This window comes from Sorangium aterium (genome assembly GCF_028368935.1).
Lineage (GTDB): Bacteria > Myxococcota_A > Polyangia > Polyangiales > Polyangiaceae > Sorangium > Sorangium atrum.
In genome coordinates this window covers 310,488-330,464 of sequence record NZ_JAQNDK010000004.1, presented here as the reverse complement: position 1 = coordinate 330,464, position 19,977 = coordinate 310,488, and the positions used below count along the sequence as shown (strand labels likewise).

Below are 19,977 nucleotides of genomic sequence, written 5' to 3'. Positions count from 1 at the left end.
CTGAGATCTCATGACCGCTCCATGGTAAGACTCGCACGAGAGCGCTCCTCGCGAGGCCCCTTTGCGCTGGCCTTACAGTGGCGTCCATGGAACCAGGAGAATGTCTCATGCAAGAGCGTACCGCGTCGGCCGCGGGCGGCGCGCCGCCGAGCACGGCCGGAAACGCACCTGAGCTCTTGCCGAAACAGTTCGGCAAATACACGCTCCTGTCGAAGCTCTCGTCAGGGGGCATGGCGGAGATCTTCCTCGCGCTGCATCGCTCGTCTTTCGGCTTCGAGAAGCTCGTCGTGATCAAGCGCATCCTGCCCTCGATGAACCAGGATCCGTCGTTGATCGACATGCTGCTCCACGAGGCGCGCGTCGCGGCGACGCTCTCGCATCCCAACGTCGTTCAGACGTTCGACGCCGGGCAGGTGGACAGGACGTATTTCATCGCGATGGAGCACATCCACGGCGAGGACGTCGGCTCGATCGTGCGCGAGGCGGCGGAGCGCGACCCGGGAGGGATCCCGCTCGAGCACGCGCTCAGCGTCATCCTCGGCGTCTGCGCGGGGCTCGCGTACATCCATGACAAACGCGGCCTCGACGGTACGCCGCTCGGCATCGTCCACAGGGACATCTCGCCGCGCAATGTGGTCGTGAGCTACACGGGCGACGTGAAGATCGTCGACTTCGGCATCGCGCGGAGCGGGCTCGGCGACGTCGAGGAGCAGAAAGAGAACGTGCTGATGGGCAAGTTCGCCTACATGGCCCCGGAGCACGTGGCGGGGGATCGCATCGACCATCGCGCGGACATCTTCGCCGCCGGCGTGGTCCTGTTCGAGATGACGACGGGCAAACGGCTGTTCAAGGGCGGTACCCAGATGCGGACGCTCCTCCAGATCCACGGGTCGGAGTATCCCCTCCCGAGCTCCATCAAGCCCGGCTACCCGAAGGGGCTGGAGAAGATCGTCCTGCGCGCGCTCGAGAAGCGGCGCGAGGATCGCTACCAGTCTGCCCGCGAGATGCACGCGGCGATCGAGGAGCTCATCCGCGACGAGCGCATCCCCGTCTCGCCGATGGGCCTCACGGCATGGATGGAGTCGCTCTTCCGGGACAAGCTCGCTCGCCACAAGGAGGCGCTCCTCGGCGTCAGGCAGCTCATCGACGTGATCGCGGCGCGCAGCAGCGCTGGTCGCTGGAGATGAGCGGCGGCGCGACCGTCTCGCAGAGCGGCGTCCCGACGAGCACGAGCCCGACGACCTTGAGCAGCCCGCCGCCGCTCGCGGGCAAGGGAGGTGTTGCGGCGCTCATCCCGGCCGCCAGCGCGCTCGCGCTCGTGCCTGGGTTCCTCTACATGCAGGGCCAGCTCTCGGAGCGGCACGCCGAGTTCATGACGATGGTCCACGACGCCCAGGCGAGCCGTCAGGAGCCGCCCGCGCCGGTCGAGGCGAAGGGCTCGCTGGAGATCACGAGCAAGCCCGAGGGCTGCGCCATCTGGGTGAACGGCGAGCGTCACCCCGTCGCCACGCCGGCCAAGCTCCGCGAGCTTCCGCTCGGGCGTGAGCTCCACATCAAGCTCACCAAAGACGGATACAAGCCGTACCGCACGGCCGTGAAGCTGAGCGATGAGGTGCGCTTCAAGGAGGTCGTGGCCGATCTCGACAGGCTCACGGCGACGGTGGTGCTCTGGGTCGATCCGCCGGCCAGCGTCTTCGTCGACGGGAAGCTCTGGAAGGGCAATCGCACGAGGATCGAGGGGCTCACGGTGGGTGAGGGACACCGATTCGTGCTGTCCGCCCCTGGGCATGCGCCCAAGACGCTGATGGTCAACGTGGAGCCGGGAGAGATGAAGACGCTGAGCGTCCGGCTGCCGAAGCTCGGCGCGCAGTCACCGGCGGAGGAGCGCGCCGAGGGCGCGCAGTGACGCCGCGCGCCGCGCGTCTCCCTCGTCAGGCCGGGGTCACGGCCTGCTCGCCCGGATCAGCGCGCAGGAACGCCAGCGCCGCGCGGGCGAACGGCTCCTTCCACTCCCCGAAGATGGGGCCGTGTCCGCCGTTCGGCAGGAGCCACAGGCAGGAGCGCGGGATGGCGCGGTACATCTCCAGGGCGATCTCGGCCGGGTAGAGGGGATCGCGGTCGCCGCTCACGATCATCGTGCGCGCCGTGATGGTCGACAGGTGGGGGGGCGTGAAGCTCATGTCGTCGTGGCTGGCCGCGAAGCGGCGCGGCTGATTCCACAGCGCTCGGATCTGCGCGTCGCCGAGCGCGTGGCGGCTCCTCATGTCCCGCCATTCCTCCTCCGAGCGGCCCTCGTCGGAGACGAGGCGCATGATCGCCCTGGCCTGCTCGGGGAAGTACGGTGTCGCGGACACGAGGACCATCGACTCCACGCGGTCCGGCTGCTGCGTGGCCAGGTGCAGGAGGCACTTGGCGCCGAAGCTGAGGCCGATGGCCCGGAACGCCTTCACCCCGAGGTGATCGAGGAGGGCGAAGACGTCGGAGGCGCACTGACGGATGGTCAGGGAGCCCGCCGGGTTGGTCGAGCGGCCGTGGCCGCGCAGATCGGGGGCGATGACCGTGTGTCCACTCCCGAGCTCCGCGAGGTCGAACACGTGAGCCCAGTCGCCGCTCGCCCCGGTGAAGCCGTGGAGCAGCACGAGCGGCGGCCCTTCGCCGCGAAGCTCGTAGTACATCTCGATGTCGTTGATGGGCGCGGTGCGCCCGGTGGCCGTCGCTGTCGCCATTCGCTCCTCCGATCGCTCGACCGCGGCCGATCCGCGGCCGATCACACGCGATCTGTAAGCGACGCTCTTCGCTCTTGATAGCTGTGCCCTTCTCGCATAGAATGCCAGTCGGTCGGTGAGGGGACGGTCCGACCGGCGTATCGGGCAGAGTGTACTGAACACACGCTCAGCGTTCGCGGTCCTGGTGAAACGCGTGTTCGTCAGCCGCCGACGAAATGGCGCAGGAACTCGTCCGCCTCGCGGAGGATGCGCGGGATCGAGGCGACGAGCTCGTGGCCGTCGTCCACCTCGATGAGCCGGACATGCCGCTTCCCCGCGGCGAACGTCCGCGAGAGCTCGATGTCCACCACGTCATCGCTCCGGCCGTGGACGATCAGCGTCGGTACGCGCACGTCCGGCCAGCCGCCCGAGCGGTCGTCGACCTCAGCCGCGTCGACGGCGAAGCCGAAGTCCACCCGGGCTCGCCGCTTCTCGGCGTAATCGTCGACCTCGAGCCACCCCCGCTCCTTCCACGCCTGAAAGCCCTCCTCGCCGAGCCGCTGCCGCCATCGCTCCATGATCCGGAACGCCGGCGCGAGCAGCACCAGCGCGCACACCCGCGCGTCCTCCTCGGCGACGCGGCACGCGGTGAGGCCACCGAGGCTCGATCCCATCACCACGGCCCGCTCGCGCTCTCCGCCGAGCGCTTGCTTCACGGCGTCGATCATCGCGCTGAGGCGCAGACGCTCGAGCGAGGGTATCCGCAGGTTGAGCCGCTCGACGGCGACCCCGCGCCGCCCGAAGTGCGCGGCGACCTGGACGCCCTTGGTCGAGCTCGGGCCCGAGGCGAAGCCGTGCAGGTAGAGCCAGCGCGGACCGGCGGCGGAGGGCGGCGTCTTCATGGTCATGCAGGCGGGGAGCCTACTCCCTCCACCGCTGCGCGACGATGCGGTATGACGCGCCGGAGAGACGCCATGATCCGCCCCGCCACCGCCGCCGACATTCCCACCATCGCCCGCCTCATCCGGATGCTCGCCGAGTACGAGCGGCTCGCGCACGAGGTCACCTTCGAGGAGAGAGAGCTCGAAGCGCACCTCTTCGGCCCGAGGCCGGCAGCCGAGGTCGTCCTTGCCGAAGCGGAGGGGACCCCGGTGGGATTCGCGCTCTTCTTCCAGAGCTTCTCCACCTTCCTCGGCAAGCCCGGGATCTACCTCGAGGACCTCTTCGTGCTCCCCGAGCACCGCGGGGCGGGCCACGGCAAGGCCTTGCTCGTGCACCTCGCGAAGCTCGCGGTGGAGCGCGGCTGCGGGCGCTTCGAGTGGTCCGTGCTCGACTGGAACGAGCCGGCGCTCGGCTTTTACCGGAAGCTCGGCGCCAAGCCCATGGACGAGTGGACCGTCCACCGCGTCACCGGCGAGGCGCTCGCCCGGCTCGCGCAGGGCTGACGCGCTCGCGGCCTGCGTTGCTCGTGGCGGCGCAGCGGAGCACCACCGGCTGCTGCTGGAGCAGCAGCGACCGCGATCCCTCCGCGCGCTTGCGGCCTGATCGCGCCTGGCACGCCCCGCTCCGGCGGCCGCCGCGCGCGCGGGGACCTTGGTACGGATGTTGCGGTTCATGGCGAATCGCCCGTCGCACACGCCGGGTGTGCTGGCAACGGCGGCGCGACTCCTGGACTCGGTCGCGACATGCCCTAGTGCTCATCGTACATGAGCGAGAGTCCACACCGCCCCTCCAGGGCCGCCGCAGGCGCCGAGATGTCTTCCAACAACCTCACCGGGCTCGGCGTGCTGCGCCACCGGAGCTTCGCGTTCTACCTCGCGGCGAGGCTGCTCTCCGCGGTCGCGGTGCAGATGCAGAGCGTCGCGATCGGCTGGCAGGTCTACGCGCTGACCGGCGATGTCTTCGATCTGGGCCTCATCGGCCTCGCCCAGTTCGCGCCCTTCTTCGCGCTGATCCTCTTCGCCGGCCAGGCGGCGGATCGGTTCGACCGGCGCCGCATCATCACGGTCGGCCTCGGCGTGGAGCTGGTCTGCTCCCTCCTGCTGCTCGCGTTCACGGTGTCTGGCCTGACCGTGGTGTGGCCCGTGTTCGCGGTGCTCGTGCTGTTCGGCAGCGCGCGCGCCTTCATGATGCCGGCGCAGCAGGCGATCCTGATGAACCTGGTGCCGCAGGAGAGCTTCAGCAAGGCGGTCGCGCTCAGCTCATCGAGCTTCCATGTCGCGGTCATCGTCGGGCCGACGCTCGGCGGGCTCCTCTACCTCGCCGGGTCGAAGGTCGTGTACTCGATTGTCGGGGCGCTGCTCCTCGTCTCTCTCGCGCTCATGAGCCTCGTGCGCGCGGCCCAGCAGGCGAGGCGCGCCGAGCCGACGTCGTGGAGCGCGGTGCTGGAGGGGCTGCGCTTCGTCTGGTCGAAGCCGGCGGTGCTCGGCGCGATCTCGCTCGACCTGTTCGCGGTGCTGTTCGGCGGCGCGGTCGCGCTCCTGCCCGCGTATGCGCGCGACGTGCTCCACGCCGGCCCGACCGGCCTCGGCCTGCTCCGCACGGCGCCGGCCGCGGGCGCCGCGATCACCGCCGGCGTCCTCGCCTTCCGGCCGATCACGCGCCAGGTGGGCCGCTGGATGTTCGGCGGCGTCGCCGTGTTCGGGCTCGCCACCATCGGCCTCGGGCAGACCCGGAGCTTCACCGTCGCGCTCATCGCCCTGTTCCTCGTCGGCGCAGGCGACATGGTGAGCGTCTATATCCGTCACATCCTCGTGCAGTTCGAGACGCCGGACTCCATCCGAGGGCGGGTGAGCGCCGTCAACGCGGTGTTCATCGGCGCCTCCAACGAGCTCGGCGAGTTCGAGTCCGGCCTCACCGCCAGCTGGCTCGGCCTGCTCCCCGCCATCCTCCTCGGCGGCAGCGCCACCGTCGTGGTCGCCGCGCTGTGGGCCCTCGTTCCCCGTGCTCAGCCGCATGGACCGCTTCCCGCACGCGAAGCGAGATCCCGAGGAGAGCGCGGACGGCGGCGGAACGGCCGAGGCCGCCGCGACGACGTGAGGAGCTGCCCGGCGCCTCGCCGCGCGACGCCGTCCTCGGGAGCCGCGCTGCTCGTCGTCGAGGGACGGCCTCAGGCCAACACGGCGAGCAGCTGCGCAATGAGGATCTTGCCGATCATCGCCAGCGGATACACAAGCGCGTACGCGACGTACGTCTCCTCGGAGCGCTGGGACAGCTCGAAGGCCGCCGCCAGCGTGGCCGGCTGGGTCTGCAGGCCGCTCGCGCCTCCGAGCGCCGCCACGACGCCCGCCCCGCCCCAGCGCCGCATCAGGACCAACGCCAGCGCGCCGGTCGTCACGGTGACGCAGGCGCCGATCGCGATGATGGCCAGGCCCTCCCGGTTCATCAACCCCGCGAGCTTGCCCCCCGCGTTCACGCCGACCCCCGCCAGGAACAGGAGCAGTCCTATCTCTCGCAAGCTCAGGTTCGCCTCGTAAGGCAGCAGCCACATCAGCTTGCCGGTCCGCCCCAGGCGACCGAAGATCAGCGCGGCCACGAGCGGCCCTCCGGCGGTCCCCAGCGTAACGGACGTCCCGAAGAGAGGGATGGGCACCCGCGCCAACAGCAGGCCGACGCAGAGGCCCACCGCCAACGCGACGTAATCGACATCGATCTCGCGCTCCGAGTCGCCGAGGAAACTGCTGAGCTCGCCCAGGCGCTCGACGGGCGCCACGACGCGAAGGCGGTCCCCCAGCTCCAGGCGGAGCTCGTCGGAGGGGATCAAGTCGAGGTCGGCCCGGCGCAGGCGCGTCACCTGGGCGTTGAAACGGCGCGCGAGGTCGAGCTCCCCCAGCGTGAGCCCGACGAGCTCGCGCTTCGAGACCAGGACCCGGCGCATGTCGACCCTGTCGCGGCGCAGCTCCAGACGCTCGCTCGAGACCCTCCCGAAGAACTCGATGGCGGATTGAATCGACGACAGGGTGCCGACCACCGTGATCACGTCACCCGCGTGAAGCACCGTATACTTGTTCGGGACCGAGTCGACCTCACCACGCCGAAGGCGGGAGACAACGACGCCGAACTCGTCGCGCACGCGCAGCTCCCCGATCGAATGTCCCAGCACGCGGGGGTTCGTGACCTCGACGCTCCTCGACTCGATCGCGACGCGCGACGCGGCTTGCCGCGCGACCTCGCCGGCGAGCTCGTCGCGGCGCCGCCTCGCGAAGCCACGTCCGAGCAGGAGCGCCCCCAGCACGCCCGCCGGGTAGGTCAGCGAATAGGCGAGCGCGGGGATCGCCTCGAGCGCGGTGCCGGAGAGCCGGCTGCTGACGGCGCCGAGCGCGGGTGTATTGGTCAGGGCCCCACAGAACAGGCCGGCGATCTGCGCGCGGTTCAACCCGAAGAGCCAGCCTGCGACACACGCGAGCAGCGCCCCCCAGGCGAGCGCCGCGGCGCACGCCAGGTTCATCCCCAAACCGCGGCTGCGCCACGCGGCGAAGAAGCCGGGGCCGCTGGTGAGGCCGACACAGTACACGAACAGCAGCAGGCCGAGCTCCTTGATCTGCGGCGCCAGCACCAGCTCTCCCAGAGGGTGCAGCCAGGCGCTGAGCCCCAAACCCGCGAACAGGACGCCGGCCGTCCCGAGCCGCAAGCCGCGATATTCCAGCCGCCCAAGCATCAGCCCGAGCAGGATGACGGCGAAGAGCAGGAGCAGCTCTTCTCTCGCAAGAAGCTCGTACAGGCCGGTCATGGTGTTCCTCTACATGTCGAACAGCTCGTCATGCAGGCGGACCTCCTCCGCCGCCGCGTCGCGCGAGATGCCCATCAGATCGGAGAACGCATCGATCGAACTCCCTCTGCGACCTAACTCGACACAGACCAGTACTCAAGAATTCAATGCCGCCAGGCTAGACATTCGAGACGTCACGCTCCAACCAGATGCATCACGCGTACCGGAGAGCCGATGCCCCGCGTCGCCTCCCCCGCGCTCGCGCGAGCGGTGCTTTTGCTGCGCTGAGCGCGCAGAATCCGCGCCGGTTCATTCGACCCACGCAGCGCGCGCGATCGCCCAGGAACGCCCACTCCACCGACGCCGCCGCGACCCCCTTGGTCCTACCGGCGCGAAGGACGGCGAGCCGAGGTCCACGCGGGCACGCCCGCGCCGCGCCGCGCGCGAGGCGAGATCGCGGCGAGCGCGCGGGCCGGGCCGCTCGACCCAGGGCGGCCCCCCCTCCCCTGCCCGACGCCACGATGAGGTCGCGCCGGATTGTCGCGCTCCGCGGCGTCCCCTACCCTGGCGAGCGTCTGTCGGGGGCAGCGCACGTCGGGAGGTTTTCGGATGGATTCGGAGGAGCAGTCCTCAGCCGGTGAGTTCGAGTTCGATATCGGGGTGTTCAACCTGGATGAACGCGGCCTGGACGCGCAGCCCTTCGGGATCATCCGGCTGGATCGCGAGGGCACGGTGCTCTCCTACAACCTCTACGAGGAACGTCAGGCGCGCCGGAATCGTCAGGACGTCATAGGAAAGAACTTCTTCACCGACATCGCCCCCTGCAGCCGGGTGAAGAAGTTCCACGGGCGCTTCCTGGACGGGGTCGAGCGGCGCGAGCTCAAAGCCACCTTCGGCTTCGTGTTCCACTTCCCTCACAAGACACGGCACGTCGACGTCTCGCTGTTCTACAGGGCGGCCCCGCGACAGCAGGACGATGCGGTCTGGGTGTTCATCCGCGGTTGACCGGCGTTGACCGGCGTGGACCGAGCCGGCGTCGCGCCGCCGGCTGGCGCTACTCCGAGCGGAGGGCCTCGATCGGGTCGAGCCGCGCGGCGCGCCAGGCAGGGTAGGAGCCGAAGACCACGCCGATCGTGACCGAGAGGCCGAGGCCGAGGAAGAGCGACCAGGGCTCGACCTGGAACGCCCAGAGGCCGACCACCTGCGCGAGCAGCGCGCTGGCGAGCCAGGAGGAGCCGAGGATCGGCCGGTCCTGGAGCACGCCGACGACCGTCCACACGTGCCCGTCGGCCGTCGAACGCCGAGCCCACGAGCAGACCGCGCCGCCTCAGCTCCTCACGCTGCGGTCCGTGACTTGTCACGGTGCAACCCGTGACTTGTCACGGTGCAACCCGTGACTTGTCACGGTGCAACCCGTGACAGGTAGCGGCGCATCGGTCCGCATTTCCAGCTCGGCCGTGCCTTTTCCGCACGGAGCGTGATGGCCGGACGACCCAGGCCATTGCTGAACCTGGCACGAGGCGTGCGAGAACCTCCGGGCAGCGGCCGAGGAGGACCGTCGTTCACGACGACCGCGAGGCATCGGGCATCGGGCCTCCGGACGACGAGCGCCCCTGCAGACCTGGCAGCCAGCGCGCAGGCGACACGGCTGCCACGAGCCCGAGCCGCGCCGATCGTTTGGCTCACGGGCATCGGCAACAGAACCCGTGTGTCGATCTGCGTGCCACGAGCACCGGAGCGGAGCCCAAACACATTGACCGAAGCGATATCACCAATGACGAATATCAGATGGCTTTTCCGACGAAGCGCTCGGGACTGACGCGCAAGAAATCCGCTTCGGAGCCGCAGAAGAGGCTTTCGCCATCGATTGGAAGCCGTGATGTGCCCGGCCGGAGTACTGTACGCGCCTCCGGAGGCGCCGTTCAGGTCGAGCTGCTTGATCAGGGTAAGAGACCAGGAAGAGTAAACGCCGTCCCGCGCACCGAGGCGTGAGCGGCCGCCGTTAACCGCGCCTCCGCACCATGCGAGGCTTCCGATCCCGCGGACGCCACGAACACCGCATTAACATAAGGGAAAATCTTCCAAGGAGTTATGATCATGCTGCATTCTATGACCTTAGCCGGGCGCCGCGGGATCCGCATCGCCCTTTCCGCCCTCTCCGGCTCGTTGCTGGCCGGCGGGCTGCTGACCGGATGCGCGGTCACCGAGGAAAACGGCTCCCCCGCCGGACCCGAGGACACCCTCGTCACCGCGGCCCCCATTACGAACACGGACTTCACCGACGGCAGCGGAAGAATCCGCATCCGGGTGAAGACCTGCGATCCCACCGCGGCTGCGACGACCAATTGCGCCTATTGCACCGCCGACGATGGCTGGGTCCGCATCGGGGGCGGCGCGCAGATCCTGGGGGAGAACAACCCCGGCGCCATGCTGCAGGCATCCTTTCCCAGCCCGAACTTCTTCACGGCAGCCAACGACTTCGGCTGCACGGGCCCGGCGGGCCATTCGCCCCCGCGCCTTGGGATCGATGACAAATCGACCTGGGTGGTGAGGGCCTCCGGCGCGACCCATCAATTGCAGGCCTATGTCATCCAAATGCAGCTCGTCGATGCCGCCGGTACCGCCTTCACGCCCGGCGTCACCCAAGGCTTGGACTACGTGACAAGCGCCGTCAATCCCCCGTCCAATTACACCGTCGAGACCCCGGAGTCCTGGTTTTCCGACGACGGTTACTTCCTGATCGGCGGAGGCGCGCACGTCCTCAGCACCAACCCGGCCGACAGCATCACCGCCGCCACCGATGCGTACCTGGTGGAATCGCGGCCGGTGGACGGCCCGAACGGAAGGGCCTGGCGCGCCAGCGCCCGGGCCCGAAGCTCTCCGGCCCATGACAATCCGCTCAAGTCGTACGCGATCGGGGTGAAAGCCTGCCCTCCCCAGTGGGACAGCTGCTTCACCTATCCCATGATCAAGGAAATCACCGCGGCGGCGACCTCCGGCTACGGCACCGCGACCTACACCATCAGCCCCTCCTGGGTGGGCTCGAGCGTGGGCGGCTATGCCCCCACCACGAGTTCGGGCGCGCGCTTCCTCGCCGATCTCATCCCCTTCGACGGAACCGCGAAAGGGTTCACCGTGCGCAGCAGGGATGACGGCACGGGGGGTTTGGGGCAAACCTTTGGCTCCACCTTGGTGTTCGGCCATATCCAAGGCCTGTATACATACAATGCGGTGTTCTTTTCGCGCGGCGGGAATCCCGCCATCCTGAGGCGCCCCGCCGGAACGGACCCCCAATTGCAAGCCGCCTATTCCACCGCCGATCAACCGGCGACCCGCTGGCACCTCGAAGCCTTCGGCACGGGCATGTTCCGGCTGCGGAACGGGAACCCCGATGGGGGCACGGAATGCGCCTACCGCGACGGCACGACTTCCAACGTGCGGGTCAAGGCCTGCGGGACCGGCAACGAATTCATGTGGACCCTCGTCGGCGCCGCCACCGGCTCGAGCACGTTCAAACTGCAGAACGCGACCAATGGCCAATGCCTCGACGTCAACGGGAGCGCTACCCCGACCAATGTGATCCTCAAGCCATGCGTCACCACGGGCGATCCCACCTACCAATTGTTGTACGTAGACGATTACAATTGGCCCAATTGATCCCCTTGGTGGCGCGCCGAGAGCGGTAGGAGAGCGCTACTCCGAGCGGAGGGCCTCGATCGGGTCGAGCCGCGAGGCGCGCCAGGCCGGGTAGAAGCCGAAGACCACGCCGATCGTGACCGAGAGGCCGAGGCCGAGGAAGAGCGACCAGGGCTCGACCTGGAACGCCCAGCGGCCGACCACCTGCGCGAGCAGCGCGCCGGCGAGCCAGGAGAGGGCCAGCCCCGAGAGCACGCCGAGCACGCCGCCGAGCAGCGAGACGGCCGCCGCCTCGCACAGGAACTGCAGCAGGATCGCGCGCGGCGAGGCCCCGACCGCGCGGCGGATGCCGATCTCCCGCGTCCGCTCGGTCACGGTCACCAGCATGATGTTCATGATGTTGATGCCCCCCACGATCAGCGCAACCACGCCGGTGCTGAGCAGCAGCATCTTGATGATGTCGATGACGAGCTGCTCCTGGCCGTGGCTGTCCTTGTCCTCGATCCTGAAGTTCTTGACCCCGTGGTGGCGGCGCTGGAGCGTCGCGTCGATGACGCCGCGGAGCGCGGCGAGCGGCGTCCGGACGGTGACGAGCGGATCCTGCCGGACGTACAGGCGGTCGGTCTTGTGCGACGGCGCGTAGAGCGCGTCGTAGGTGGTCTGCGGGACGAGGACCTTGCGGTTCCAGATGTTCGTGTCGTCCGTGGAGCCGAGGATCGGCCGGTCCTGGAGCACGCCGACGACCGTCCACACGTGGCCGTCGGCCGTCATGTGGAGGGGCTCGGCCTGCGCGGCCCGCGCCGGAGGGCCGCCGAAGAGCTCGGCCCAGACCTCGTGGCCGACGACGCACACGCGCCGCCGGGCCGTGAGATCCGCCTCGACGAGGAAGCGGCCCGCCGCGAGCTCCAGGTCGTAGAGGGCCGGTGCCGCCGGCACGGCGCTGACGAGGGAGATCCGCTTCTTCTTGCCGCCGGCGCGGGCCTCGGTCGGGCGCACCGACTCGCTCAGGGCGGAGGCGCCGCCGAGGGCGCGCGACGCGGCGAGCGCGCTGGCGTCGTCCCGCGAGAGATCGCGCCGGGTGCGGCGCCGGTCGCCGACGCTCACCTCCGCGGGGTGGACCTGGATGAGGTCGGCCTCCACGGCCTGCTGGCCTGCCCGGAGGAGCGCCTCCTCGCCGCCCGCGAGGAGCGAGGCGAGCAGCACGATCGAGCCGGTGCCGATGATGATGCCCAGCAGCGTGAGCGCGGCGCGGGTCCGGTCGGCGACCACGGCGCGCGTCGAGTGGAGGAGATCGTCGAGCCTCATCGCCGCATCGCCGCCACGGGGTCGAGCCGGCCCGCGCGCTGGGCCGGCAGCCACCCGAAGACAACGCCCACGCCGGAGGAGACGAGCAGCGCCGCGACGACGGCCGGCGTGGAGACCGCGCCGACCCAGCTCGGCGTGAAGCGGAGGATGATCGACGAGGCGAGCTCGGCCGCGGCGGCGCCGCCGACGACCCCGAGCAGGCCGCCGAAGCCCGAGAGCAGCGCCGCCTCGGCCAGGAACTGCGCGCTGATGTCGCGCGGCGACGCGCCGAGCGCCTTGCGGATGCCGATCTCGCGCACGCGCTCGGACACGCTCACGAGCATCATGTTCATCACGCCCACGCCGCCGATGAGCAGCGCGACGCCCGCGATGAGGCCGACGATCGCCTTCATCGTGGCGAACACGGCCTCGAATTTCTGCATGATGCTGCTGAAATCGAGGAGGGTGAAGTCGTCGACGCCGTGGTGGCGGTCGACGAGGAGCGCGTTGATGATGCGCTTCACCGGGTCGTTGTTGCGGACGTCGTCGGTCTTGATGACGAGCAGCGCCGAGGTGCCCACCGCCTTCTCGACGTCCGCCGCCGTGTCGAACGGAGCGACGAGCAGGTCGACCCAGCTGAAGCCGAAGTTCACGCCCATCCGATCGGCGTCGGCGAGCACGCCGATGACCCGGCAGCGCAGGGTCCCGACCGTCACCCACCGGCCGATCGGGTCGCCGCGCCAGAGCCGCGCCGCGAGCTTCGGGCCGGCGACGCAGACCCGGGCCCGGCGGCGATCCTCCTCGTCGGAGAACGTCCGGCCGCGCGCGACGTGCATCCGGAAGGCGTCGAGGAAGCCGCTGTCGGCCGCGACGAAGTCGGTGCGATCCTCCTTGCCCTCGTCGGAGGTGACGTCGCGCGAGCCGAGCATGGCGTACATGGTGTGCTCGGCGACGTGGGGGACGCCGCGCGCGAGCCGATCGCGATCCCGGCGGGTGAAGCCGGTGACGTACATGGTCTTCTTCCGCTCGGCGCGCTCCGGCGCCTTCGGGGCGACGAGGATGAGCCGCGCCCCGCCGAGCTGCTCGATGCCGCGACCCAGCGTGAGCAGGCCGCCCTCCGCGAGCGAGGTCATGAGCACGATGGCGAAGGCGCCCAGGGTGATGCTGAGCACGGTCAGGAGCGACCGCAGCTTGTGCGCCGAGAGGGCCTTCGCGGCGATCGCGAGGTAGGCGGACCACCTCACATCTTCGTCTCGTTCGCGGCCGCCGAGGGCGGGTTGATGAGCACGCGGGCCCCCTCCGGGACGCCGTTCACGATCTCGACGTCGCGATCGTTGCGCGCGCCGAGCGCGACCTCGACCTTCTCGGTCGTCTGCTTGCCGTCGGGGCCGTCGACCACGCGCGTGACGAGCTGCTTGCCCCCCTCGTCGGCGACGGCCTCGATGGGCAGCGAGACAACGCCCGGCCTGCTGTCGAGCCGGATGCGCACGTCAGCGGTCATGCCGGGCTTGATGAGGCCGTCGATCTGGGTGAGCTCGGCCTCGACCGGGAAGACGTCGACCTCGCGGCCCTCGAGCTTCACCGAGGCGGGCGCGATCTTGGTGACCCTGGCCGCGTACGTCTTGCCGGGGAGCGCGTCGAGCGTCAGCGTCGCCGTCTGGCCGAGCGCGACCTTGGCCACGTCGATCTGGTTGAGGTCGACCTTCACCACGAGCGTCGAGAGATCGGCCACGGTGAGCAACGCCTTTCCGTTGAAGGTCGACTGCACCCCCGGCGTGACGACCTCGCCGGGCTCGATGTTGCGCTGGATGACGGTGCCGTCGAGGGGCGAGGAGATCTTCGTGTACCGGAGCTGGTCCCTGGCGGCGCTGAGCGCGACCTCGGCGAGCCGGATGGCGACGGTCTTCTCGGTGAGGTCGTGCTTGGCCACGTCGAGCTCCTGCGCGGGGACGACGCTGGCCTCGACGCCGGCGGTCCGCTGCGCGACGACGCGCTTGGCGAAGCCCGCGGCGGCCCTGGCCCGGGCGAGCTCGGCCTCGGCGCGGGCGACCTCGCGCTCGTAGTCGGTCGGGTCGAGCACGAGCAGCAGCTGGTCCTTCTGGACCCGGGCGCCCTCGTCCGCGAGCACCTGGGCGACCTGGCCCGCGACCTTCGACTTGAGCTCGACCTGCTCGCGGGCCTCGATGCGCCCGGTCTCGAGGATCTCGACGGCGAGGTCGCCGCGCTTCGCGGTCACGACGAGCGCGGGGTCGATGGGCGCGGGGCCGGAGCCGGCCTTCGCGAGGACGACGGCCCCGCCCCCGGCGAGCGCCAGCGCCCCCACGAGCCACGGCCAGAGGCGCCGCCGACGCCGGGCGCTCACGAGAGGCCTCCGGGAGGCGACGATGCCGGTCCAGGAACCGATGATGTTGGTCCAGGAACCGACGACGTTGGTCCAGGAACAGGCGACGAGACGTCCACGCGACGGCCGCGAGGGCCGGTGTCCTCGACGATGGCGCCGTCCCTGAAGGTGACGACGCGGGTGGCGTAGTCGGCGATCGAGCGGTCGTGGGTGACGACGACGACCGTCATCCCCTGCGCGTGCAGCGCGCAGAAGAGCTCCATGACCTGCCGGGTGGTGGCGGAGTCGAGCGCGCCGGTCGGCTCGTCCGCAAGGAGGAGCGGCGGCTCGTTGACGATCGCGCGGGCGATCGCCACGCGCTGCTGCTGGCCGCCGGACAGCTGGTTCGGCAGGTGGTGCGCCCGGTCGTCGAGGCCGACGCGCGCGAGCGCCCGCGCGGCCCGCGCCCGCCGGTCGGTCGGTCGGACGCCGGCGTAGACCATGGGCAGCTCGACGTTCGCGAGGGCGGTGTCGCGCGGAAGGAGGTTGAACGACTGGAAGACGAACCCGATCTTGCGGTTGCGGAGCTGCGCCAGCTCGACCTCGTCGAGCTCCTCGACCGGCTCGTCGTCGAGGAGGTAACGGCCGCCGGTGGGGCGGTCGAGCGTGCCGATGACGTTCAGGGTCGTCGATTTGCCCGACCCCGAGGCGCCCATGATGGCGACCATCTCGCCCCGCGAGAGCTCCAGCGACACGCCGCGGAGCGCCTGCACCTCCACCTCGCCCATCCAGTAGACCTTGGTGATCGCGTCGAGCTTCACGAGTGCAGACATGAGGGTCCTCGGCGGTGGCCTGCGCGCCGTCCACGGGGACGGCCGCGGCGCGCGAGCCCGGTTCACCTGACCCACGCGTGACGCACCAGGGTGCGCCGCGCTCGTCGCTCCGGCCATCACGCTGCGAAGGCCGGCGAGCGCGCTGAGGCGTAGGCGAAGCGCAGCAACAAGGCAACCGCAGCGCAGGAGCGCGGCGGTCGCGCGCCGAGGCCACGACGAGCGCGGTGTTGGCTGCGCTACAGCCCGGACGTTTCGACGAGCGCCAGGATCACGGCCCCGACGCCGTACGAGAGGTCGTCGCGGAGCTCGACCGCCGCGTAATCCTCGAGCTTTCCCACCGTCGTGGGCCCCGAGGTTCCGGTCACGACCGGCCGCCCGGAGCCGTCCTCCTCGATGCGCGAGCGCACGCCCGCCATGGCGCGGTCGATGGCGGGGCGCACCGAGGCGTCGAGGAAGCCGTGGCGCAGCCCGCGCGCGAGCCCGACGGCGAAGAGGGCCGTCGCGCTCGTCTCCAGGTAGATCTCCCCCGGGCGGTTCATGACGGTCCACCACAGGCCGCTGTCCTGGTCCTGCGCGCCCAGGACCGCCGCGACCTGCCGCTCGAGCGCCCCGGCCACGGCGTCGTCGCGCTCCCCGCGCCCCGCGCGCACGCGGAGGTACTCGTAGCCGGCCGCCGTGACCCAGGCGTTGCCGCGCGCCCAGTACACGTCCGGATCCTGCGGCGCCGGCCAGTCGTACGCGTGCCGGAAGAGCCCGGGCTCGTCCTGGAGGAGCGACGCGAAGATCTGGAATTGATTCGAGAATTCGTCGAGCGGGCGCGCCTCGCCCGATCGCTCTCCGGCGCGGACGAGCACGTTGCCGAACATGAACAGCGAGTCGATCCAGAGGGTGGGCTCGAACAGCGGCGACACGCCGAGGTGGCTGATGCCGCCCTGCTCCGTCCGGCGGGCTTCCTCGTAGAGGTAGCGGAGCACGTCGTCGACCACCTTCGCATAGGGGGCCGCGCACGTTTCCTCGTGGAGCTCGAGCGCGGCGATCGCCGGCGGGCAGCGATCGCTCGTCGTGATCTCGTAGCCGTACTCGAGGTGGTGGTCGATGTAGCGCCGGTAGTAGTCCCGGTAGGGGGAGTGCTGCGTGACGCGGTACAGCTCGACCAGCGAGAGCATGACCGTGCCCTCGCCCCAGTCCCACGGGAGCGCCTCCGCCGGGTGCTCGGCGATCCATCGGTCGGCGATGGCGCGCGCCAGCGCGATGCTCTCGGAGTCGGGCGCGCGCTCGCGCGCGAACGCGTCGTCCGCCGACGGTGACGTCGGCGTGCACTCCGCGCCGGAGCTGGCCGGCTGCCCGGCGTCCGGCTCCCCCGTGCACCCTCCGACCGCGGCGGCGCTCGCCGCGACGGCGACGAGCACCGCGCGGAGGCGCGACGACCAGCGCGACATGGGAGTGCGCGCGCTCGGGGGCATCTGGTCGTGGCCGTGGTCGTGAACGTGGCCGTGGTCGTGAACGTGGTCGTGGTCGTGAACGTGGTCGTGAACGTGGTCGTGGTCGTGAACGTGGTCGTGGACGTGAACGTGGTCGTGGTCGTGGTCGTGGTCGTGGTCGTGGTCGTGGTCGTGGTCGTGGACGTGAACGCCAACGGATGTGTCGGCAGAACGGTCACGTCCACGATCTTGTCGTCGACGACCACGACCACGACCACGACCACGACCACGTTCACGTCCACGTTTAGGTCCACGTTCGCGACGGGGCATCTCACTCCTCCACGGCGAGGCCGCGCGCATCAGGCGAGGTGACCCGGGGTTTCCCATCGAGGACCACCCTCGTGCCCCGAGCCATCAGCGCGAACGGCCGCTCCCCCTCGATCCGCAGCACGACGAGCTCCGCGTCGGTCTCGAGGACCTGCCCCCCGGGCAGCTCCAGCGCCTCCGGGGCTCCCTTGCTCCGCAGCACCGCCACGTCGGTCCCGCCGTCGCTCTCGATCTGCCACGCGACGACGCCGGGCTCCGCCGCGATCGGCGCCGCCTGGAGCGGCGCGTCGGGGCCCGCGTCCACGCCGACCTTGTAGGGCAGGAGCACCGCCAGGAACCCCGGCGCCTCGGCCTCCACCGTCGCGTCGATGACGGCGTGGTCGGCGGCCTTGCGGTCCTCCTCGAACTCGTGGACGTGGGGCACCGTCAGCGGAGTGTACGGCGGCTCCACGACCGCGAGCCCCGGCGACGTCGACTGCACGCGCGCCTCGACGCCCGCCCGCGCCCGCTCCCATCGGCCGCCGTCGGGGAGCAGCTCGAAGGTGCCGCCGGACGTGAGCCCCGCGTACCCGTGCAGCCGCCACGCGTGCTTGCGGGCCGCCGGGTGCGACGTCGAGAGGCGGTCGCCGACCACGAAGTAGCGGCCGTCGATGAAGGCCACGGATCGCTCGACGTGCGTGTCCTGGTAGTCCTGGTGCGCCTCCGCATAATCGACGGCGTCGCCGTCGTGGGTGTTCCGGAGGAAGGCGTCCGCGTCGCCGAAGTCGTCGAAGAGCCCCTTGTCGGGCGCGGATCGGCCGTCGATGAGGATCACGTTGTGCGACGGCGACTGGCTGGTCTTGGCGTTGTCGAGCGAATCGGGCTTGTAGTAGCCCGCGTCGATCAACAGGTACTCTCCGTAGGCCGCGAGGGAGAACGACGTGCCGTCCACGTGGTCGTGGATCGCCTTGCGCGCCGAGCCGTGCTCCGCGAGGAGCAGGAGCCAGCGCGCTTCGTCGCCCCAGTCCGAGCGGAACACCGCGTTGCCGGCGTCGGGGAAGAAGCGCGTGAGGAAGCGCGGCGCCTCGGAGGCCACGGCGTCGTCGAGGTAGAGCAGATGATGGGCGATGAGGTCGCTGCCGAACTCCATGGCCTGGGGGTCGCCGCGGTTCTGCTCCCAGTCCCAGAGGTACTCCCCACCTCCGCCGAAGGAGGTGAGCAGCGGGCCCCCGTTGAACGGGGTGAAGACGCCGTCGTCGACCGGGGGCCGGGTGCCCCAGGGGAGGCGCAGCGAGAGCGACCAGTCGACGGCCTTCGTGAAGAGCCCGCCGCGCAGCGGGACCTCCAGCGCGCCCTGCTCGCCCTCGACGCAGTCATGTCCGGCCCACGGGTCCTGGTCGGAGCGGGTGCGGCAGTCGCGCGTGAAGGCGACTTCGCCCTCGAGCGCGTTGTCGAGGGCGATGAAGAACGCCGCCGTGGGCCCCCAGGCGAAGCCGGAGTAATACGGGCCTTCGGACGCCCCGCCGTCGGGCTGCACGTACTGGCCCTCCGGGCCCCAGAGGTAGTCGAGCTCCGAGATCGACCAGTTCCACCAGGTCGAGGCCGCCGGGTGCTCGGGGAACGCGAGCGCCACATAACCGATCGCGTCGGCGGTCCGGATCGGATGGTTGTTCTGCGCCGGGCGCAGCAGGAGATCTCGATAGAAATCCTGCTCCAGGTATTTGGCGAAAAACTGACCGGTGATGTCGGTGATCTTACTCTCGGCCTGGGCGGACTCCTCGGCGGGGAACCACGGCGTGGCGCTCAGGAGATCCCACGCGTTCGTGTACCCCATGAGGACCTTCGCCATCCGGATGTTCATGTCGAGGACCGTGTTCGTGTCCCAGTTGGTCTCCAGGCGGCGCAGGAACTCGCGCGCCTTGTCGGCCGCCGCCCGGTCCTCGAACGCCCAGGCGAGGAGGGCATTGGCCTGCGCCGTCGAGGCGTTGTTGCCGTTCGTCTTGTAGTCCCATGAAGCGGGGTCCGGCTCCTCCTCGTAGGGGCGGTCGGCGCGGCGCTTCAGGGTGGCGAGGATCGAGGCGTAGGGCTCGCGATCGACCCGCGAGCGCAGGAGATCGCGGTGCTCCGGGCGCGCGAGGAGCCGAGGATGGACGCCGGTGTCCCGCGGCTCGCTCGGCCCGGGGGTGTCCGTGCCGCACGCCGCGACGGCGAGCGCGACGCACGCGAGCGCCGGAGCGAGGGTGTGAAGAGAGAGAGGAAAGCCGCGAGAACGTGATTTCATGGAAGGATGGGGGCGAGGGCTCGGAGGGACGAGCTGGTGCTTGAGGCGCAGCGTATCAGCTCATCACGGCCTCGAGCCGCCCGAGTTCTTGCTGCCGTGGGGGCGATCACCACGTGCCCGCGATGGGCAGTCTCGGCAGCCGACGACACACCGGAGGATCCGACCACAGCGGAGAGAACAACCCTGGCGACAAGCGATCGCGACAACAATGCGGGAGAGGAGGAGCCTTCTGTGAGGCCGCCTGGTCAGCGCCGCAGGCGCCACAGGGAGCGTGTCCTGCGAGCTGAGCAGCGCCTGTTGCGGTGGCCTGGCGCGGGCTGCGTCGAGCGCGCCCGCGGCCATCTCCGCGTGAGGGGGTGCGCGCGCAGGGTGGTGCGATCCTGCGCGAACGTCTGGCTGCTGTCGCGGAACGCGACGGGCGGGGCGGAGCGACCGCGCCGCTCGCGCAGAGCCCTCGACACGAAGGCTTCCCGCTGCGCGGTC

16 protein-coding genes and 1 pseudogene are annotated in these 19,977 nt (G+C 70.2%); 7 read left to right on the top strand and 10 right to left on the bottom strand.

The window, feature by feature from the left end:
* Nucleotides 1–107 precede the first annotated feature (107 nt).
* Entirely contained in the window at nucleotides 108–1,187 is a 1,080-nt protein-coding gene (locus POL72_RS32595; protein WP_272100492.1) for a serine/threonine protein kinase, read from the top strand.
* Complete coding sequence (locus POL72_RS32590; RefSeq protein ID WP_272100490.1) at nucleotides 1,184–1,906, top strand: PEGA domain-containing protein; 723 nt, start codon at nucleotides 1,184–1,186, stop codon at nucleotides 1,904–1,906. Before POL72_RS32595 ends, POL72_RS32590 begins: the two co-directional genes overlap by 4 nt.
* A 25-nt stretch (nucleotides 1,907–1,931) precedes the next feature.
* Here POL72_RS32590 and POL72_RS32585 read toward each other — a convergent pair whose 3' ends face one another.
* Together POL72_RS32585 and POL72_RS32580 are read right to left on the bottom strand one after the other, a co-directional pair.
* Nucleotides 1,932–2,726, bottom strand: coding sequence for an alpha/beta fold hydrolase (locus tag POL72_RS32585; RefSeq protein ID WP_272100488.1), 795 nt, complete (start codon nucleotides 2,724–2,726; stop codon nucleotides 1,932–1,934).
* Between the two features lie 200 nt (nucleotides 2,727–2,926).
* Nucleotides 2,927–3,613: a YqiA/YcfP family alpha/beta fold hydrolase gene (locus POL72_RS32580; RefSeq protein WP_272100487.1), complete on the bottom strand. Its 687-nt coding sequence runs from the start codon at nucleotides 3,611–3,613 to the stop codon at nucleotides 2,927–2,929.
* Nucleotides 3,614–3,658: 45 nt separating this feature from the next.
* Here POL72_RS32580 and POL72_RS32575 point away from each other — a divergent pair, with 45 nt between their 5' ends.
* Together POL72_RS32575 and POL72_RS32570 are read left to right on the top strand one after the other, a co-directional pair.
* Nucleotides 3,659–4,150, top strand: a complete 492-nt coding sequence (locus POL72_RS32575) for a GNAT family N-acetyltransferase (protein WP_272100485.1) — start codon at nucleotides 3,659–3,661, stop codon at nucleotides 4,148–4,150.
* 261 nt (nucleotides 4,151–4,411) lie between these two features.
* Nucleotides 4,412–5,575 (top strand): annotated as a pseudogene (locus tag POL72_RS32570) (MFS transporter); the annotation flags it as partial.
* A 239-nt stretch (nucleotides 5,576–5,814) separates the two neighbouring features.
* Here the strand turns inward: POL72_RS32570 and POL72_RS32565 are convergent.
* The gene (locus POL72_RS32565; RefSeq protein WP_272100483.1) at nucleotides 5,815–7,434 is read right to left on the bottom strand and encodes an aspartate:alanine exchanger family transporter; all 1,620 of its coding nucleotides are present in this window, start codon (nucleotides 7,432–7,434) and stop codon (nucleotides 5,815–5,817) included.
* A gap of 588 nt (nucleotides 7,435–8,022) precedes the next feature.
* Here POL72_RS32565 and POL72_RS32560 point away from each other — a divergent pair.
* Complete coding sequence (locus POL72_RS32560) at nucleotides 8,023–8,418, top strand: PAS domain-containing protein (RefSeq protein ID WP_272100481.1); 396 nt, start codon at nucleotides 8,023–8,025, stop codon at nucleotides 8,416–8,418.
* A gap of 49 nt (nucleotides 8,419–8,467) precedes the next feature.
* On the opposite strand, the gene POL72_RS50630 is transcribed toward POL72_RS32560, so the two are convergent.
* Nucleotides 8,468–8,692, bottom strand: a complete 225-nt coding sequence (locus POL72_RS50630) for an ABC transporter permease (protein ID WP_276597524.1) — start codon at nucleotides 8,690–8,692, stop codon at nucleotides 8,468–8,470.
* An 812-nt stretch (nucleotides 8,693–9,504) separates the two neighbouring features.
* Between POL72_RS50630 and POL72_RS32550 the strand changes: the two genes are divergently transcribed.
* Entirely contained in the window at nucleotides 9,505–11,070 is a 1,566-nt protein-coding gene (locus tag POL72_RS32550; protein WP_272100479.1) for an RICIN domain-containing protein, read from the top strand.
* A 36-nt stretch (nucleotides 11,071–11,106) separates the two neighbouring features.
* Here POL72_RS32550 and POL72_RS32545 read toward each other — a convergent pair whose 3' ends face one another.
* From POL72_RS32545 to POL72_RS32525, 5 genes are all read right to left on the bottom strand, one after another.
* Nucleotides 11,107–12,354, bottom strand: a complete 1,248-nt coding sequence (locus tag POL72_RS32545; protein WP_272100477.1) for an ABC transporter permease — start codon at nucleotides 12,352–12,354, stop codon at nucleotides 11,107–11,109.
* Complete coding sequence (locus tag POL72_RS32540) at nucleotides 12,351–13,577, bottom strand: ABC transporter permease (protein WP_272100475.1); 1,227 nt, start codon at nucleotides 13,575–13,577, stop codon at nucleotides 12,351–12,353. Before POL72_RS32540 ends, POL72_RS32545 begins: the two co-directional genes overlap by 4 nt.
* Nucleotides 13,574–14,695 (bottom strand): efflux RND transporter periplasmic adaptor subunit, encoded by a 1,122-nt coding sequence (locus tag POL72_RS32535; protein ID WP_272100474.1) that lies wholly within the window; start codon nucleotides 14,693–14,695, stop codon nucleotides 13,574–13,576. Before POL72_RS32535 ends, POL72_RS32540 begins: the two co-directional genes overlap by 4 nt.
* Nucleotides 14,692–15,486, bottom strand: coding sequence for an ABC transporter ATP-binding protein (locus POL72_RS32530; RefSeq protein WP_272100472.1), 795 nt, complete (start codon nucleotides 15,484–15,486; stop codon nucleotides 14,692–14,694). The genes POL72_RS32535 and POL72_RS32530 overlap by 4 nt, the downstream gene beginning before the upstream one ends.
* Nucleotides 15,487–15,722: 236 nt before the next feature.
* Nucleotides 15,723–16,925 carry a glycoside hydrolase family 88/105 protein gene (locus tag POL72_RS32525; protein WP_272100470.1) on the bottom strand — a complete coding sequence of 401 codons (1,203 nt, stop codon included), beginning with the start codon at nucleotides 16,923–16,925 and terminating at the stop codon, nucleotides 15,723–15,725.
* A 30-nt stretch (nucleotides 16,926–16,955) separates the two neighbouring features.
* Here POL72_RS32525 and POL72_RS32520 point away from each other — a divergent pair, with 30 nt between their 5' ends.
* Nucleotides 16,956–17,279, top strand: a complete 324-nt coding sequence (locus tag POL72_RS32520; RefSeq protein WP_272100468.1) for a hypothetical protein — start codon at nucleotides 16,956–16,958, stop codon at nucleotides 17,277–17,279.
* Here the strand turns inward: POL72_RS32520 and POL72_RS32515 are convergent.
* Nucleotides 17,239–19,494, bottom strand: coding sequence for a heparinase II/III domain-containing protein (locus POL72_RS32515; protein ID WP_272100467.1), 2,256 nt, complete (start codon nucleotides 19,492–19,494; stop codon nucleotides 17,239–17,241). The genes POL72_RS32520 and POL72_RS32515 overlap by 41 nt on opposite strands.
* Nucleotides 19,495–19,977 lie beyond the last annotated feature (483 nt).